Below are 16992 nucleotides of genomic sequence, written 5' to 3'. Positions count from 1 at the left end.
GCTTGCTTGTCGATTGCTTGGCTGGTGGACTTAGTCGATAGTACTTTCTCTAAGGTAGTTTACGTGTTTACAGGGAGGCGCTGAGGATGAAACTGGTGAGAAGTGTTACGTCGGGTTATCGCAAAACATCAGAGTAGGGAGGAACCAATAGGCTCTGGTAAAAGAGTTGGATGTGTTAGGTAACGCTACAGACAAAACAAAAAGCTTGCACAGAGGCAAGCTTAGAAGGTGTTAAGCCATTAAGCTCCTGGTGGAACCGCTAGGCTGTCGGCAATTTGTTGTATCAGCTGGTCTTCAACCGCAAACCTAGCCTCAAGAATCTCACCTATAAGTGACAGCTCACTATCAAAGCTTTCTAATGTATCACTAGCTTCAATGGCGGCGTACTTATCGGTGAAGTTGAGCAGAGGGTCCGTGGTAAGGACGATATGACCATAAGACTGGTTGATTTCGTCTGTTGCTTTGAAGCCAGTAGACTGCCATTTGTCCATCACCATGTCATAGATTTTGAAATGACCTTCGGAGATGTAATCAACAAGGTGTTGGCTGAATTTTTGGAGTTCTTCTGGAGAAGGCAGTTCGGTGATTGCCGTTGCTTTCGACGATGAAGGCTGTAGAGCGGCAAGCTTACAATACTCAACGATTAGAGACTGTCGAGTTTCGAGCCAATGATCGATGACCTCATTAGAGCCACCCCATTGTTCTTGTATTTGTTTGAATTTATTTAGCATGACCATGTCCTCATGATCTGATCACAACCTTGTGATCATGGTAATTGCCTAAGCAAGGTCCGTTTATTGGTAACTACTAAAAGTAATAGCTTGAAATATTCTCTGCTACAACTCTAGTATGAAATTAGATTGCCAGTAAAATGAACGAACTGCAAGCAATGAGGCATAGGGATGTTAAAAAAAAGTGATAACAAAATGACAGAGCAAGCTTATTGGTGCGTCGTTTCAGGTAGTGATATTTGGGTTAATAATGATCAGTTTCCTTATGGCTCAGCAGAGGAGCTAGGGCTGAGTGTCGAGCATGCAATCTGTATTGGTCAGCATCAAGGTCGTAAGGTGTATTGGCTCAACGACTGTGATGTTGAGAGTGAGTTGACCATGATAAACCTACGTGAGTTATTACACTGGCCTGAATCGAGTTTTCTGACAGCAAGCAAAGCTATCCAGTATGGGCACATGACGCAAAGTATGCGTTTTTGTCCTCAGTGTGGCGGTCGTAATCACCTCAATCATAATCAGGTGGCGATGCAATGCGGAGATTGCCGAACGCTTCATTATCCTCGTATCTTCCCGTGCATCATTGTCGCTGTACGTAACGACAACAAGATATTGCTTGCACAGCACCCAAGGCATAAAACTGGTATGTATACCGTGATAGCGGGCTTCCTAGAGGTCGGAGAAACCTTAGAGCAGTGTGTGGCAAGAGAAGTCAAAGAGGAAACTGGTATCGATGTTGCTAATATTCGTTACTTTAGCAGCCAGCCATGGGCGTTTCCGTCGAGTATGATGATGGCCTTTCTGGCTGACTATGCTGGTGGAACGCTTAAACCAGATTATAGTGAATTGTCGGATGCCCAATGGTTTGATGTAACAAGCCTGCCTGATGTTGCACCTGTAGGAACGATTGCGAGACAATTGATTGAGAAAACTGTGGGTGACGTGGCGAAAGATGATGTGACGGAGCAGACGATAGAGTACTAATATACCTATGATAGTATTTGGCCTATAGGTGGTCAAAAGCTAAAAAAAACCCTCCACAAGTGGAGGGGGTAAGTAAGATGTCGTTATGAGATGCTGAGTAGTGACTACTCAGGTGTTATAATTGTAATTTTCGCTAGCGAACAAATTTTTAACATGCTCCTGCAATTGGGTGCAAATTAAGCATTGATTTAAAAGTTAATAACTTGATCTAGGTTGCAAAGCACACAGCTTTTACCCTTCAATCAGTGTTAGAATACTTGCCATCAAAACTAGACAAGATTGAATTGGAATTTAACGGAATGACCGAATTAAAAAACGATCGCTATTTACGCGCACTTTTAAAACAGCCTGTTGATTACACACCAGTATGGATGATGCGCCAAGCTGGCCGCTATCTTCCAGAGTACAAAGCAACGCGCGCTGAAGCTGGCGATTTCATGTCTTTGTGCAAAAACGCTGAACTGGCATCAGAAGTAACACTTCAACCTTTACGTCGTTTCCCGCTTGATGCGGCAATCTTGTTCTCTGACATCCTAACTATCCCTGATGCAATGGGCTTAGGCTTGTACTTTGAAACTGGTGAAGGTCCTAAGTTTGAACGTCCTATCACATGTAAAGCTGACGTAGAGAAGATTGGCCTACCTGATCCAGAAGGAGAGCTTCAATACGTAATGAATGCCGTTCGTCAGATCCGTAAAGATCTGAAAGGCGAAGTGCCATTGATTGGTTTCTCTGGTAGCCCTTGGACACTGGCAACTTACATGGTTGAAGGCAGCAGCTCGAAGGCGTTTACTAAGATCAAGAAGATGATGTACGCAGAGCCACAAACACTGCATTTACTTCTAGATAAACTGGCTGACACCGTTATTGAATACCTGAACGCGCAAATTAAAGCGGGTGCACAATCGGTAATGGTATTCGACACATGGGGTGGTGTACTTACTCCGCGTGACTACAACCTGTTCTCACTACAGTACATGCATAAAATTGTAGATGGCCTAATCCGTGAAAACGAAGGTCGCCGTGTACCGGTTACTCTGTTCACTAAGAACGGTGGCATGTGGCTAGAATCTATCGCAGCGACTGGCTGTGATGCGGTGGGTCTAGACTGGACAATCAATATTGCGGATGCAAAAGCGCGTATTGGCGATAAAGTGGCTCTACAAGGCAACATGGACCCATCAGTGCTTTACGCACAACCTGAGCGTATTCGTGAAGAAGTCGGCACTATCCTTGAAGGTTTTGGTGACGGCGGTACTGGTCACGTATTTAACCTTGGCCATGGTATTCACCTAGATGTGCCACCAGAAAATGCTGGTGTATTTGTGGACGCAGTTCACGACCTATCTAAGCCATACCATAAGTAATTCAGTATGTGTTTTTAGAAAAAGCGCTGTCGAGAAATCGGCAGCGCTTTTTTATTATCTGTTTATCTACATCCAATATCGGCTTAATCATCGTGGATGTGCAGCTAATTAGGTATTTGGATCATAGTAGGCCAAGTGCTCCGAGATGTGCTTTTGGATGTAAGGAATAACGTCACTCTCAAACCAAGGGTTCTTCTTTAGCCAGATATTATTGCGTGGCGAAGGGTGAGGTAGAGGCAAAAACTCAGGCGCCCACCTTTGCCAATCACGTACGGTTGCGGTCAGTGTGCTGGTGGTTTTGTTTGTTAGGTAATGGTTTTGTGCGTACTGACCAATCAGCAGTGTCATTTGGATGTTGGGTAGCGATTGCAGCACTTTGTTATGCCAAAGCTCCGCACACTCTTTACGTGGTGGGAGATCGCCACTCTTTCCCTTTCCCGGATAACAAAACCCCATAGGAACAATCGCGACTTTTTGTTCGTCATAAAACGTATCGCTATCTATCCCTAACCATTCTCTTAATCGTTCGCCACTGGCATCATTCCAAGGGATCGATGACTCATGAACCTTGATGCCGGGTGCCTGCCCAATAATAAGCAAGCGCGCGTTTGGATTCGCTTGAATCACCGGGTTAGCACCGTGTGATAGGTGAGGTTCACAAGCTCGGCACTGTCGAATCTCTTTGAGTAACGATGAGGGCATCAGTAGCCTTTATCAAAATCGATGACATGGTTAAGTTTAAAGCCATCTCGCCACTGTTGGTAATTCTCGGCGAAGATCTCTACCACCTGCCTTGGCTCACTCAGCGCTGCAATGTGCGGGGTGATGGTCACTTGCGGCAATGTCCAGAAAGGGTGCTCCTGCGAGAGGGGTTCACTTTCAAACACATCCAAGAAAGCATGCTCAACCCACTTATTCTTAATCGCAAGCAGCAAGGCTTTGTTATCTAAGCTCTCTCCTCTGCCAACATTAAAGAGCAGCACATTCGAGCAGTAACTTAAGGTCGTTTGATTGAGTAATTGATAGGTTTCATCTGTTGATGGCAAGGTGTTGACCACGATATCCGCTTGCTTAAGGGCAGCCTCTATCTCATTGATGTGGAAAGTGTCTTTAAAGGTCTCTTGCTTTGATGGAATGCCGGTACGGTTGACTCCAATGGTATGAATACCAAAGGCAGCTGCGGTTTTCGCTAAATGACTGCCGATTGAACCTGTCCCTAAAATCACCATGGTTTTGTCAGTTAGGCTAGTATATAGCTGTGGTTGCCAGCTTCGTTGTGCTTGTTGCTGGTGGTAGTGAGGGAAGTGTCTACAGTGGCTGATCGTGTAACCTAACACGTATTCAGCAATCGCAGGGCCGAAGATGCCTTTGACGTTGGTCAGCGTATAATCTTGACGCAGATCCGGCTGAGTGAGTTTATTGATTCCTGCGTAGGTACTTTGCACCCAATCTAGATGTTTAAACTCATTAAGTCGCTCCGCGATTAAAGGAGGAGAAGCCAGCACGATCTCAGCTAATTCGGGGTTTTGAGTGATTTCGAGGTCAGGTAACCCTTGGTTTAGAATCAGTTGCGTATAAGTATCGTCATGCTCAGTAAGAATATAGAGCTTATTCGTAAAATTGTTCATCGGCCTACCTTTTCCATCCTAGGTTTATCAAGTACACTTTCGCTGTCTTTTTCTGCAATTATTGAGTGACTATGCTTCAGAATCCACTGCAGGTTCGTCTAGAAAAGTTAGAACCTTGGCAACAAATTACCTTTATGGCGTGTCTATGTGAGCGTATGTACCCTAACTATGCCATGTTTTGTGAGAATACAGAATTTGCGGAAGCTCGAATCTATCGTGATGTTTTGGATAGCATTTGGGAAATCCTAACCGTTAAAACGGCAAAGGTGAATTTTGAGCGTCAACTTGAGAAAGTCGAAGAGCTATTCCCAAGTGGAGATGATTTTGATTTTTACGGTGTTTACCCTGCGATGGACGCGTGCCAAGGCTTGGCAACGTTAATTCATGGCTTACTTGATCGTGAACATCTGCTTGAAACTGTAATTAAAGTGAGTCAACAATCGGTGAAGACGGTTGCTGAGCTTGAGTTTGCTCAAGGCGCTGAAGAAGTGACAAACGAAAACCAGAAAGAAAACGAAGCGGTGTGTGAAGAGTGGGACGTTCAGTGGGCCATCTTCCGACCTCTACGTGAAACGACTGAGCGTGACCTAGATCTGATCAAAGATCTACGCCACGAACTGCGTGAAGACCCAGTAAGTAACATTGGTGTAGCGTTATAATTCGCTATCGCATCAAAGTACGAATAAAAACAAAGGCTCCCTAGGGAGCCTTTGTTGTATCTGACGGTATCAAATTGAGATTAAGCGTCTTTTTTGTCTTCTTTTTGAACCTTGTCTTCATCCGCTGACTTTGAGTCTGAGGTGTCGTTGTCTGTTAGAGTTTTTTCCTCTAGCTCGTCCTCTTCATCGCGGTTTTCGATAACACCGTGTGTTTCTTTCCATTGTTCCCAACGTTGAAATGCCAGTTCTTGCATGTCAGTTGTCTTATCTGCCTCGTCGACGATCTCTTCGCCCACTAGGTGCTCAAAGATATCTTCTAGGGTGATGATGCCCTGAATCGTACCGTATTCGTCAACCACTAAGGAAAGCTGCAGGCGGTTTGCCATCATTTGGTCAAAGGCTTTAGCCAAGCCCATATTGTTCAGCAACACGTGGATAGGGCGCATTACTTCACCCAGAGCTTTCTCGCCACAACCCGCTTGTTGTAATCTAAACAGCTCCAGACGGTGTACAAAACCAATGATGTTGTCAGTTTGCTCGCTGTAAACCAATGGGCGCGAGAATGGTGTGTCTTTGTGTTGCTCTAGGAACGTATTCACGCTCATTTCGGCATCGACGCGGAATACAACAGGGCGCGGCGTCATTACTTGAGTCACGGGCACATCTTGAATGCCTAATAGGTTGCTCAGAATTTTTGATTCGCCTTCAGCAAACTCACCACTTTCTTTTGCCAAAATAGCCATTGCAGACAGCTCATCACGCATTTTTGGTGCTTGGTGGCCACGAGCAAGACGTTTGGTGATCTGTTCTGAGAACCAGACAAACGGTGTTAGAAAGAAAACCATCCAGCGAAGTACGTTTGATGATGCTGGAGCAAGTTGGCGCCAGTAGGTTGCACCAATGGTTTTTGGAACAATCTCAGATAAAACCAAAATACCCAAAGTCAGTACGGCAGAGAATACACCTAACCATTGGCTACCAAAAACCACAGCCGCTTGTGCACCTGCCGTCGCAGCACCGATTGTGTGCGCGATGGTGTTGAGCGTTAAAATTGACGCGAGCGGGCGGTCAATGTCTGTTTTCAGTTTGTCTAAAGACTCTGCTGCAGGGTGCCCATTTTGTTTTAGTTGAGCAATATAGCTCGGACTAATACTCAAAAGTACAGCTTCTAAAACAGAACAAATGAAAGAAACTCCAATAGCAATGGAGACGTAAATAGTTAGCAGCAGCATGTTTGCCCTTAAATTAAATTGTACGCTTTAGCAGCGATTCAGCGTGGATTATAGAGATAAAGTAGTGGCTAGGTCATCATTAATTTGCCTCTCAGCCCCTTTTAAACAAGGGCTTGCTCAATAAAATCAGTAACAAATTGTGAGTTATTACTCATATTATGGCTAAAACTACGGCATTAGAGCTAAAGATCGACGACAAACCTTTGCCAGATGGGGCATTTATGTTTTAGAGTAAATTGAATTCAAAAATACAAAGAAGGGAAACCTAAAATGAACAAGACTCAATTAATCGACTTTATTGCTGAAAAAGCGGACCTTTCTAAAGCACAAGCTAAAGCTGCTCTAGAAGCGACTCTTGGCGGTGTTACAGATGCTCTTAAAGATGGCGATCAAGTTCAGCTAATTGGTTTTGGTACTTTTAAAGTAAACCACCGTGCAGCTCGCACTGGTCGTAACCCAAAAACTGGTGATGAGATCCAAATCGCTGCTGCAAATGTTCCAGCATTTGTTGCAGGTAAAGCGCTGAAAGATTCAGTGAAATAATCTAAACTGTACCGAGGTAGTCGTATTCCACCTCGGTACAGGTTTTTATGAAAAAAGCATTTCTTCTCGTTTCACTATTATCTACATTCCTCATTGGCTGTTCATCAACCAGCCCCAGCAAAAACCTAGAGCAATTTGAAACTCACACCGGCGGCCAAGTCATGGGCGACGCGACAAGTTTCTACTGGGTCACCAACAAGCTAACACAACCTCATACTTCTGCTGACTATGTCACCATGGGCGATTACGGCTGGTACAAAACTGACTATGTTTGGTCGGAATATGTGCTTCGTGAATTTGTACGTGAAGGTGAGCTACGCGATGATTCACTGGCGTTGGTTCCATATCGTGTACATGTGCGCTTTAATCAGTCTGGTGAGGCTGTGTATCAACAGTATCGTATTGGTAAAAAAGTATTACCGTTACAGTCGGTTCAACTCGACAGATATAAACAGGAAGCGATATCCGTTCTCGATGTTACCGAGAAGCAAAATGATGAAGGGTTAGAACTTTTGCAGGGCTATTGGAATGGCAAAACGTTTCAGACTTGTTCTGGTAAACAGTTTGATAACTTTGAGTTCAACCAAACATTGCCTAATTTTGTGATTAACCGTTTATCGTCTGTAGAGAGCTATGGTGCTTTTGTCGGTAAAGCGTCTTTGAGAAAATTGTCGGTTGCTGAGTTTTTGATATTGGCAGATGAAAATCATGAGTGTGTATCAAGGCCCTCATTGCTGAAAGAATAGAGATCGCTTGAACAGTATCAGAGTATTTGGCCTACTATAGGCCAAGTGCTGATTAGTCAGTACAAGTACCACTAATCGATAAAAAAGGCGCCTGTTGAGGCGCCTTTTCTTTTATTCAATTGCAGTCATTCATTTGCTGATATTCGAATCTAGCCGAATGATGATGTTGATTACTGTTCTTGCTCGCGCGCAATCGCACGGTAACCGATGTCATTGCGGTGGAACATACCATTCCAGCTAACTTGCTTAGTTAACGCGTAAGCGCGCTCCTGAGCTTCAGAAACCGTATTGCCCAGTGCTGTTGCACAAAGTACTCGGCCGCCATTAGTCACAACATCGCCAGCTTCGTTATTTGTCGTGCCTGCGTGGAAAACTTTTTGGCCTTCAACTTCGCTTGTTGGTAGTGAAATAACGTCACCTTTTGCGTAGTCAGCAGGGTAACCACCAGCCGCAAGAACAACACCGATAGAAGCGCGTGGATCCCACTTCGATTCTGCTTCGTCGAGCTTCTCGTCGATAGCCATTAGGCAAAGTTCAACAAGGTCTGACTCCATACGCATCATGATAGGTTGCGTTTCTGGATCACCGAAGCGGCAGTTGTATTCGATAACTTTAGGTGTGCCGTCAGCATCGATCATTAGGCCAGCGTAAAGGAAACCTGTGTAAGGAGCGCCTTCCGCGTCCATGCCACGTACCGTTGGGTAGATAACTTCCTCAAGGATACGGTTGTGGATTTCTGGAGTTACAACCGGCGCAGGAGAGTAAGCACCCATGCCGCCCGTGTTCGGCCCAGTGTCTTTGTCGCCAACACGTTTGTGATCTTGGCTGGTGGCCATAGGAAGTACGCTAGAACCGTCAACCATTACGATGAAGCTTGCTTCTTCGCCTTCAAGGAACTCTTCGATAACCACGCGGCTGCCAGCTTCGCCAAAGGCGTTGCCCGCTAGCATGTCTTTGATTGCGTCTTCTGCTTCTTCAAGTGTCATCGCAACGATAACGCCTTTACCCGCGGCAAGACCGTCAGCTTTCACTACGATTGGAGCGCCTTGCTCGCGAACGTAAGCGATAGCTGGCTCAATCTCAGTGAAGTTTGAGTAGTAACCTGTTGGGATCTCATGACGAGCTAGGAAGTCTTTAGTGAATGCTTTAGAGCCTTCAAGCTGTGCTGCGGCTTGAGTAGGGCCAAAGATTGGCAAACCTACTTCGCGGAATGCATCAACCACACCGATAACCAATGGTGCTTCAGGACCCACGATAGTCAGTTCGATTTTCTTCTCTTGAGCAAACGCGACTAAACCCGCGATGTCTTCAACGCCAATCTTTACGTTTTCAAGTTTAGGCTCTAGCGCAGTGCCTGCGTTGCCTGGAGCGATGAATACTGTTTCAACGTTTGGGTTTTGTGCTGCTTTCCAACCAAGTGCATGCTCACGACCGCCGGCACCGATAATCAATACATTCATGTTTTAAAATCCTTATAGCTGCTTCAGAGCCTTTATTTCTGTGTCAAACATGCTCACTTATGGTTATAAGCTCCGCGTGTTTTCCTTGAACTAAAGTCACTGACTTGCTCTACGTATTTCAAATATCGGAATATTTAAAAAACAAAATTATAAGTTTTGCTCAAAGTAGTTGGTGATGTGGCTAGGCAGCAATTGAGCCCATCCCCCGGAAGCATAGCTCGCTATGTGACCGGGGTGGGCGAAAGCAGCTAACGACGCCACAGTGCCAAATACGAAGAGGAAATTAGTGGCGGAAGTGACGCATGCCTGTGAATATCATCGCCATGCCGTGTTCGTCTGCTGCTGCGATAACTTCGTCATCACGCATAGAGCCGCCCGGTTGGATAACACACTTGATGCCAGCTTCTGCTGCCGCGTCGATACCGTCACGGAATGGGAAGAATGCATCTGATGCCATTGCACATCCTTCAACAACCAAACCTTCGTCAGCAGCTTTGATGCCTGCGATTTTCGCAGAGTAAACGCGGCTCATTTGGCCAGCGCCGACACCAATCGTCATGTCGCCTTTCGAATAAACGATAGCGTTAGATTTAACGTACTTCGCTACTTTCCAGCAGAATAACGCATCTTTCAGCTCTTCAGCGGTTGGTTGACGCTTAGAAACTACTTTCAGGTCGTCTTCTGACACCATGCCTTGGTCGCGATCTTGAACTAATAGGCCGCCGTTAACGCGTTTCACGTCAAAACCTGTTGTCTTAGTTGTCCACTCACCACACTCAAGCAGGCGAAGGTTTTTCTTAGCCGCTACGATTGCTACTGCTTCAGCAGAAACAGATGGTGCAATGATAACTTCAACGAATTGACGCTCAGTGATAGCCGTTGCTGTTGCCGCGTCTAGTTCACGGTTGAATGCGATGATGCCGCCAAATGCAGATGTAGGGTCTGTTTTGAATGCGCGGTCGTAAGCTTCTAGGATATCTGTACCTAATGCTACACCACATGGGTTAGCGTGCTTAACGATCACACATGCTGGCTCGTTGAACTCTTTCACACACTCAAGCGCTGCGTCAGTGTCAGCGATGTTGTTGTAAGAAAGGGCTTTGCCTTGAATTTGGCGAGCAGTAGAAACAGATGCTTCTTCAGGGTTCGCTTCAACGTAGAATGCTGCTGCTTGGTGGCTGTTCTCACCGTAGCGCATGTCTTGCTTCTTCTCGAACTGTTGGTTGAACGTGCGAGGGAATTTGCTCTCTTCATCGCCTTCCTTGTTCGCGCCGTAGCTAGGAACCATAGTGCCGAAGTAGTTAGCGATCATGCCGTCGTAAGAAGCCGTGTGCTCAAATGCGGCGATAGCGAGGTCGAAGCGAGTCTCTAGGGTTAGAGATTGCTCGTTAGCGTCCATTTCAGTGACAACGCGCTCGTAGTCGTGTGCGTTTACAACGATCGTTACGTCTTTGTGGTTTTTCGCTGCAGAGCGAACCATTGTAGGGCCACCGATGTCGATGTTCTCAACAGCGTCAGCAAGGGTACAATCTTCTTTAGCAACGGTTTCTGCGAATGGGTATAGGTTTACAACAACCATATCGATAGGGTTGATACCGTGAGTTTCCATCACGTCATCATCTTGGCCACGACGGCCTAGAACACCACCATGAACTTTAGGGTGCAGAGTCTTAACACGGCCATCCATCATTTCTGGGAAACCAGTGTAGTCAGATACTTCTGTAACAGAGATGCCTTTTTCAGCAAGCAGGCGAGCAGTGCCACCGGTAGATAGGATATCTACACCACGGTTAGCAAGAGCTTGTGCAAATTCAACGATACCAGTTTTGTCTGATACGCTGATGAGAGCGCGGCGAATTGGACGAGCGTTATTCATGCTTCCATCTTCCTCAAATTCATGGGGTTAAAATAAAGATATTTGCCAAAAAAGAACTTGTTTCTATCTTCTTAGCGTGGATTATCTTAGATACCAGTAAGAGATAAAATATTGGCCAGTTTTGGTAAAGACCTTTTGGGTTAGTCTTATGATTAAGCTATAAGATAACCAACTCCAAATTTGATGGCGCAGATTCTAACTAATTTATTACAAAAAAGCTCGCGCAATCGTTTGGCATCTCAAAATTAATTATGAAAAGTGCCATTTCAGCCTGAAAAGTAACGATAAGGTTAATTGTGGAATGGACGGAACAGTAGGAAAAAACATGTTTCAGATAGGTGAATTAGCGAAACGATGTGGTGTGACAGCCGATACCTTACGATTTTATGAGAAGAATAACCTGATCGCGCCAGCCCGTCGCAGTGAGTCGGGTTATCGTCTATATGATGAAAATAACCAGAAACAGGTGACGTTTATTCTCAAATCTAAAGCGTTGGGACTGAGTCTGGACGAGATTAAAGAATTGCTTGAGATTCGTCTCGAAGCCACGCAGCACAGTTGCGCCGAAGTGAAATCAATTACCTCAGCAAAACTAGAGATGATCGATGAAAAGATTACCGAGTTAACCAAGATTCGCACGGCGCTTAAAAAGATTAATGATGCGTGTTGTGGCCACGTAGACGACGATGCAAGCCATTGTTCTATTCTGGCAGCCTTGGATTCAGCAAACGTTGATAAAGAGCGCTGCTGTCGCACTGGAGAGTAATCAGCCACCTATTACAGTTCTACAAGCCAAAAAAAAGCCAAACTCAAAAATGAGCTTGGCTTTCCATTCAATAAATTACGAAAGAACGATTAGTTCATGCCGTATTTTTTAAGTTTCTTGCGAAGAGTACCGCGGTTAATACCCATCATGGTTGCTGCGCGAGTTTGGTTACCGCGAGTGTACTGCATGATAGTGTCTAGTAGTGGCTGTTCAACTTCAGCTAATACTAATTCGTATAACTCGCTGACTTCTTGACCGTTTAATTGAGCAAGGTAATTTTTCAATGATGCTTTAACTGAGTCACGTAGTGGTTTCTGCGTGATTTGGTCTTGTGATGTAACTGTAGTTACTGTCAATGCTTCTGAAGTCAGATTTTGTTCGAACATATTCGGTCTAGCTCTTCTCGTAATTATGGTGCAACGTTATCAAAAAAACCTTCTAGCGCTTCAAGCTGCAGATCACCTGCTTCGAATGCGTTGAAGGTACGGCGAAACTCACTCGCTTGTTCATGTTCTTTTAGGTACCAACCCACATGCTTACGAGCAATTCGGGGGCCTAAAAACTCGCCATAAAACTCATGTAGAGCGTTCACATGACCAAGCATGATGTCTTTCACTTCCGAAATCGGGAGCGGGTCCATCGTGGTGCCGTTTTCCAAATAGTGTAGGATTTCGTTAAAAATCCAAGGACGTCCTTGGGCAGGTCGACCTATCATTAAAGCATCAGCACCGGTGTACTCCAGCACAAACTTCGCTTTTTCCGGGCTATCGATATCACCGTTAGCGATAACCGGAATAGATACTGCTTGTTTCGCTGCTTTAATGTGTTTGTACTCTGCCTCACCTTTGTACATACAAGCGCGAGTTCTCCCATGAAGGGCAAGAGCTTGTATGCCGCAGTCTTCGGCTATTTTCGCGATTTGAACACAGTTTCTGTTGTCTGTGTCCCAGCCTGTGCGCGTTTTCAACGTTACTGGAACGTCGACAGCATTTACCACCGCTTTCAGAATGTCTTCAATGAGTTCTGGATGCTGCAGTAGGGCTGAGCCCGCAAGCTTCTTATTCACTTTTTTGGCTGGACACCCCATGTTGATATCGATGATTTGCGCACCGTTATCGACATTAAATTGAGCAGCCTCGGCCATAAGCTGTGGATCTGCACCAGCGATTTGTACTGAACGAATGCCCGATTCGCCTTCATGTACCATACGCTGCTGAGACTTTGACGTTTTCCAAACTTTAGGATTGGAGGACATCATTTCACTGACTGCCATCCCCGCACCGTAACGAAGACACAACTCACGGAATGGTCTATCCGTTACGCCAGCCATAGGAGCGACGATTAGATTGTTCTTAAGTTGATAATTTCCGATTTTCAAAAATGTCATCACAGTTCTGTACCAGCAAGGGCGCGCATTTTACGCATTTTTTCGCTGCGTGAAAAGACTAATATTTGAGCATTTACAATTTGTTTTTGTAATTTGTTTAAATTTCAGTCAATTAGCGCTCAAAGTCTTACCTAGCCTTGCTTCTGACCTGAGATTCGACACCATTCTTGTTGTTCAATGATCGGATCAATGTGAAGCTCATCACGATAATAAGTCGCAACATCTTCCGCTTGTGTATCTAAAACACCCGACATCGCAAGTACACCATTTGGCTTAATTAGGCCTTTGATGATGCCTGAAAGGTCGCGTAATGGACCTGCAAGGATGTTGGCAACAACAACGTCAGCTAGCAAACCTTCCGGTTGATCTTGTGGTAGGAACACCTCTAGCTGCTCAGCAACACCATTGCGTTGTGCGTTGTCTTTTGAAGCAAGCAGAGCTTGAGGATCAATGTCGATCCCGATAACTTTTTCCGCGCCTAGTTTGATCGCAGCGATCGCTAAGATGCCTGAGCCACAACCGAAGTCGATCACGGTTTTGCCTGTCAGGTCTAAGCCTTCAAGCCACTCAAGACACAATGCTGTTGTTGGGTGAGTACCTGTACCAAATGCAAGACCAGGGTCTAGCATTACGTTTACAGCGTCAGGTTCAGGGATATCGCGCCAGCTCGGGCAGATCCATAAACGCTCACCAAACTTCATTGGGTGGAAGTTGTCCATCCATTCACGTTCCCAATCCTTGTCTTCAATTTGCTCTACTTTATGAGCAAAGTCTGCAGGGAACATGTTGCTTGCTTTAATCTGCGCTAGAACGACACCAGTATCAGTCTCAGCGTCGTAAAGCGCGAGAATGTCAGTATCACCCCAAAGGCGAGTTTCACCCGGCAGAGGCTCAAATACAGGGGTATCTTGTGCATCCAGGAAAGTTACGGAAAGAGCACCAGTCTCTTCCATTAACATGTCGCCGATTTGTTCGGCATTTTCATTGGTCGCATTAAGCTTGATTTGAATCCAAGGCATGGCTGCATCTTCTATATGAGAAAAATTGGATGGGGAGTCTAGCAGAAAATATGAGCAAATTCATCAAAACCCCACGCATTATCATGGGGATTTTAGCTTGCCTTTTCCGGAGCACTAAAAACAAAAATGCTCACCGAAGTGAGCATTTTTTAGTGTTCTATAGCGAACTCATTACGGAAGGCTAGCTTCTATTGTAGACCAAGCTTCTTCTCAAGATAGTGGATGTTTGCACCACCGTGTTGGAAGTTTTCGTCGTTCATAATAGCCAATTGAAGTTCAGTATTAACGTTAATACCTTCAACAATCATCTCACCCAATGCGTTCTTCATACGAGCGATAGCGACATCACGGTTTTCACCGTAAGTGATCAGCTTACCAATCATTGAATCGTAGTGTGGTGGTACTGTGTAGCCAGTATAGATGTGAGATTCCCAACGAACACCCATACCACCTGGAGCATGGAAGCGCGTGATCTTACCTGGAGATGGTAGGAAACGAACTGGATCTTCCGCGTTGATACGACATTCGATTGAGTGGCCGCGCAGCTTAATATCATCCTGTGTGAATGATAGAGGCTGACCAGCAGCAATGCGAAGTTGCTCTTTCACTAGGTCGATACCCGTTACCATTTCAGTAATCGTGTGCTCAACCTGGATACGAGTGTTCATTTCGATGAAGTAGAACTCACCGTTCTCGTATAGGAATTCAAATGTACCTGCGCCGCGGTAACCAATCTCAAGACATGCACGAGTACAACGGTCACCGATGTACTTACGCATCTCTTCAGTGATACCTGGTGCTGGCGCTTCTTCCACAACTTTCTGGTGACGACGCTGCATTGAACAGTCACGCTCACCTAGGTGGATAGCATTGCCTTGGCCATCTGCAAGCACTTGTACTTCAATGTGACGTGGGTTTTCTAGGAATTTTTCCATGTAAACCATGTCGTTATTGAAACATGCTTTTGCTTCAGCACGAGTCATTGCGATAGCTTCTGTTAGTTCTTTTTCAGTACGAACAACACGCATACCACGACCGCCGCCGCCGCCAGATGCCTTGATGATTACAGGGAAACCAATGCGCTTAGCGTGCGCTTTGTTTTTCACTTCATCATCATCAAGAGGGCCGTCAGAGCCCGGTACACAAGGTACGCCAGCTTTCTTCATTGACGTGATAGCTGACACTTTGTCACCCATCATGCGAATGGTTTCAGCTTTAGGGCCAACGAAGATAAAACCACTGCGCTCTACCTGTTCTGCAAAATCTGCATTTTCAGATAGGAAGCCGTAGCCAGGGTGGATAGCGACTGCACCCGTTACTTCAGCAGCGCTGATGATACGAGGGATGTTTAGGTAGCTATCGATACCACGAGCTGGACCGATACAAATGGTTTCGTCTGCAAGCAGTACGTGCTTAAGATCGCGGTCAGCTGTTGAGTGAACAGCTACTGTTTTGATGCCAAGCTCTTTACATGCTCGCAGAATACGCAGTGCAATTTCACCACGGTTCGCGATTACTAATTTATCTAACATAATGAGTGCTCTCTATTATTCGATAATTACTAGAGCTTGGTCGAATTCTACTGGTTGACCGTCTTCAACTAGGATAGCCGTTACAACACCAGATTTATCAGCTTCGATTTGGTTCATCATTTTCATTGCTTCAACGATACATAGCGTTTCGCCAGCAGTTACAGATTGACCAACCTTAACGAATGGTTTTGCATCTGGGCTTGGAGCGCCGTAGAAAGTACCAACCATTGGAGAAAGAACTTGGTGACCAGCTGGAACCGCAGGAGCTGCTGCTTCTGCTGCTACAGGTGCCGCCGCAGGTGCTGCTGCTACAGGAGCTGGAGCCGCTGCATATTGAATAGGCGCTGCAGATACAGGGCTGTTACGACTGATTCGTACTGACTCTTCACCTTCAGAGATCTCTAGCTCAGAAATACCAGACTCTTCAACCAATTCGATTAGCTTTTTGATTTTGCGAATATCCATTGTTTCTTTCTCTTTATCTGTTGATTGAACTTACTCTTTGACTGAGTAGGTTAGTAATAGTTCGTTGTTTTTATTTACTTTGCGTTGAGCTTGTTGAGCGCAGCCGTCAAAGCAAATTGATAACCTTGGGCACCTAAGCCACAAATCACACCTTCTGCTTTATCAGATAGATAAGAGTGGTGACGGAATGGTTCACGTGCGTGAACATTCGATAGATGAACCTCAATAAATGGGATAGCAACACCAAGTAGTGCATCACGCAACGCCACACTGGTATGTGTAAAGGCCGCTGGGTTGATAATAATGAAATCAACATTTTGATAAGCACTATGGATAGCTTCAATCAGTTCATACTCACGATTTGACTGTAAGTGAGACAGCTCAACATCTTGTGTTTTCGCTTGCTCGGTCAAAGAGCTAATAATCTGGTCAAGTGTTTGAGAACCGTAGTGTGCAGGCTCTCTAAGGCCTAACAGGTTAAGGTTTGGGCCATTTAAAACTAGAATGCGAAACTTTGTAGACATTGTGGGGCTATCTTCCTTTATCGTGTTTACGAATGTGAATGTTGCCATTTTATTGAAAATTTGGGGTTAATTTCCA

General features: G+C 45.3%; 18 protein-coding genes. 6 read left to right on the top strand and 12 right to left on the bottom strand.

What is annotated here, in order from left to right; translation table 11 throughout:
• Positions 1–239 precede the first annotated feature (239 nt).
• Positions 240–737, bottom strand: coding sequence for an Rsd/AlgQ family anti-sigma factor (locus tag DUN60_RS13400; RefSeq protein ID WP_054548255.1), 498 nt, complete (start codon positions 735–737; stop codon positions 240–242).
• 165 nt (positions 738–902) lie between these two features.
• On the opposite strand from DUN60_RS13400, the gene nudC reads away from it, so the two are divergent.
• Both nudC and hemE read left to right on the top strand, forming a co-directional pair.
• Positions 903–1712, top strand: coding sequence for an NAD(+) diphosphatase (gene nudC, locus DUN60_RS13395; protein WP_054548254.1), 810 nt, complete (start codon positions 903–905; stop codon positions 1710–1712).
• A 299-nt stretch (positions 1713–2011) separates the two neighbouring features.
• A complete protein-coding gene (gene hemE, locus DUN60_RS13390) occupies positions 2012–3079 on the top strand; it encodes a uroporphyrinogen decarboxylase (protein WP_004729761.1) in 1068 nt (355 codons plus the stop codon).
• Positions 3080–3187: 108 nt separating this feature from the next.
• On the opposite strand, the gene DUN60_RS13385 is transcribed toward hemE, so the two are convergent.
• Positions 3188–3781 carry a uracil-DNA glycosylase family protein gene (locus DUN60_RS13385; RefSeq protein ID WP_114634095.1) on the bottom strand — a complete coding sequence of 198 codons (594 nt, stop codon included), beginning with the start codon at positions 3779–3781 and terminating at the stop codon, positions 3188–3190.
• A complete protein-coding gene (locus DUN60_RS13380) occupies positions 3781–4707 on the bottom strand; it encodes a D-2-hydroxyacid dehydrogenase (RefSeq protein ID WP_065207437.1) in 927 nt (308 codons plus the stop codon). The genes DUN60_RS13385 and DUN60_RS13380 overlap by 1 nt, the downstream gene beginning before the upstream one ends.
• Positions 4708–4778: 71 nt before the next feature.
• On the opposite strand from DUN60_RS13380, the gene DUN60_RS13375 reads away from it, so the two are divergent.
• On the top strand, positions 4779–5366 hold the full coding sequence (locus tag DUN60_RS13375; protein ID WP_054548251.1) for a YjaG family protein: 588 nt from the start codon (positions 4779–4781) through the stop codon (positions 5364–5366).
• 80 nt (positions 5367–5446) lie between these two features.
• Here the strand turns inward: DUN60_RS13375 and DUN60_RS13370 are convergent, their stop codons facing one another.
• Positions 5447–6598: a CNNM domain-containing protein gene (locus DUN60_RS13370; RefSeq protein WP_017077566.1), complete on the bottom strand. Its 1152-nt coding sequence runs from the start codon at positions 6596–6598 to the stop codon at positions 5447–5449.
• A gap of 270 nt (positions 6599–6868) precedes the next feature.
• On the opposite strand from DUN60_RS13370, the gene hupA reads away from it, so the two are divergent.
• Both hupA and DUN60_RS13360 read left to right on the top strand, forming a co-directional pair.
• On the top strand, positions 6869–7141 hold the full coding sequence (hupA, locus tag DUN60_RS13365) for a nucleoid-associated protein HU-alpha (RefSeq protein WP_004729753.1): 273 nt from the start codon (positions 6869–6871) through the stop codon (positions 7139–7141).
• A 47-nt stretch (positions 7142–7188) separates the two neighbouring features.
• Positions 7189–7887 (top strand): DUF1481 domain-containing protein, encoded by a 699-nt coding sequence (locus DUN60_RS13360; RefSeq protein ID WP_114634094.1) that lies wholly within the window; start codon positions 7189–7191, stop codon positions 7885–7887.
• Positions 7888–8057: 170 nt separating this feature from the next.
• Here the strand turns inward: DUN60_RS13360 and purD are convergent, their stop codons facing one another.
• Together purD and purH are read right to left on the bottom strand one after the other, a co-directional pair.
• On the bottom strand, positions 8058–9347 hold the full coding sequence (purD, locus tag DUN60_RS13355) for a phosphoribosylamine--glycine ligase (protein WP_114634093.1): 1290 nt from the start codon (positions 9345–9347) through the stop codon (positions 8058–8060).
• Between the two features lie 283 nt (positions 9348–9630).
• Positions 9631–11223, bottom strand: a complete 1593-nt coding sequence (gene purH, locus DUN60_RS13350; RefSeq protein WP_114634092.1) for a bifunctional phosphoribosylaminoimidazolecarboxamide formyltransferase/IMP cyclohydrolase — start codon at positions 11221–11223, stop codon at positions 9631–9633.
• A gap of 325 nt (positions 11224–11548) precedes the next feature.
• Between purH and zntR the strand changes: the two genes are divergently transcribed.
• Positions 11549–11989 carry a Zn(2+)-responsive transcriptional regulator gene (gene zntR, locus DUN60_RS13345; RefSeq protein WP_114634091.1) on the top strand — a complete coding sequence of 147 codons (441 nt, stop codon included), beginning with the start codon at positions 11549–11551 and terminating at the stop codon, positions 11987–11989.
• An 89-nt stretch (positions 11990–12078) separates the two neighbouring features.
• On the opposite strand, the gene fis is transcribed toward zntR, so the two are convergent.
• From fis to aroQ, 6 genes are all read right to left on the bottom strand, one after another.
• A complete protein-coding gene (gene fis / locus DUN60_RS13340; RefSeq protein WP_004729744.1) occupies positions 12079–12375 on the bottom strand; it encodes a DNA-binding transcriptional regulator Fis in 297 nt (98 codons plus the stop codon).
• A 23-nt stretch (positions 12376–12398) separates the two neighbouring features.
• A complete protein-coding gene (gene dusB, locus DUN60_RS13335) occupies positions 12399–13367 on the bottom strand; it encodes a tRNA dihydrouridine synthase DusB (RefSeq protein ID WP_004729742.1) in 969 nt (322 codons plus the stop codon).
• Between the two features lie 140 nt (positions 13368–13507).
• Entirely contained in the window at positions 13508–14395 is an 888-nt protein-coding gene (prmA, locus tag DUN60_RS13330; protein WP_114634090.1) for a 50S ribosomal protein L11 methyltransferase, read from the bottom strand.
• A gap of 188 nt (positions 14396–14583) precedes the next feature.
• Positions 14584–15927, bottom strand: a complete 1344-nt coding sequence (gene accC, locus DUN60_RS13325) for an acetyl-CoA carboxylase biotin carboxylase subunit (RefSeq protein ID WP_065207430.1) — start codon at positions 15925–15927, stop codon at positions 14584–14586.
• 15 nt (positions 15928–15942) lie between these two features.
• Complete coding sequence (gene accB / locus DUN60_RS13320) at positions 15943–16392, bottom strand: acetyl-CoA carboxylase biotin carboxyl carrier protein (protein WP_017083823.1); 450 nt, start codon at positions 16390–16392, stop codon at positions 15943–15945.
• Between the two features lie 74 nt (positions 16393–16466).
• Positions 16467–16916 carry a type II 3-dehydroquinate dehydratase gene (gene aroQ / locus DUN60_RS13315; protein WP_004729735.1) on the bottom strand — a complete coding sequence of 150 codons (450 nt, stop codon included), beginning with the start codon at positions 16914–16916 and terminating at the stop codon, positions 16467–16469.
• Between the last annotated feature and the right edge of the window lie 76 nt (positions 16917–16992).

Origin of the sequence: Vibrio splendidus (genome assembly GCF_003345295.1) — a bacterium.
Classification (GTDB): Bacteria; Pseudomonadota; Gammaproteobacteria; order Enterobacterales; family Vibrionaceae; genus Vibrio; species Vibrio splendidus_K.
This window is presented reverse-complemented; position numbering and strand designations above follow the sequence as displayed.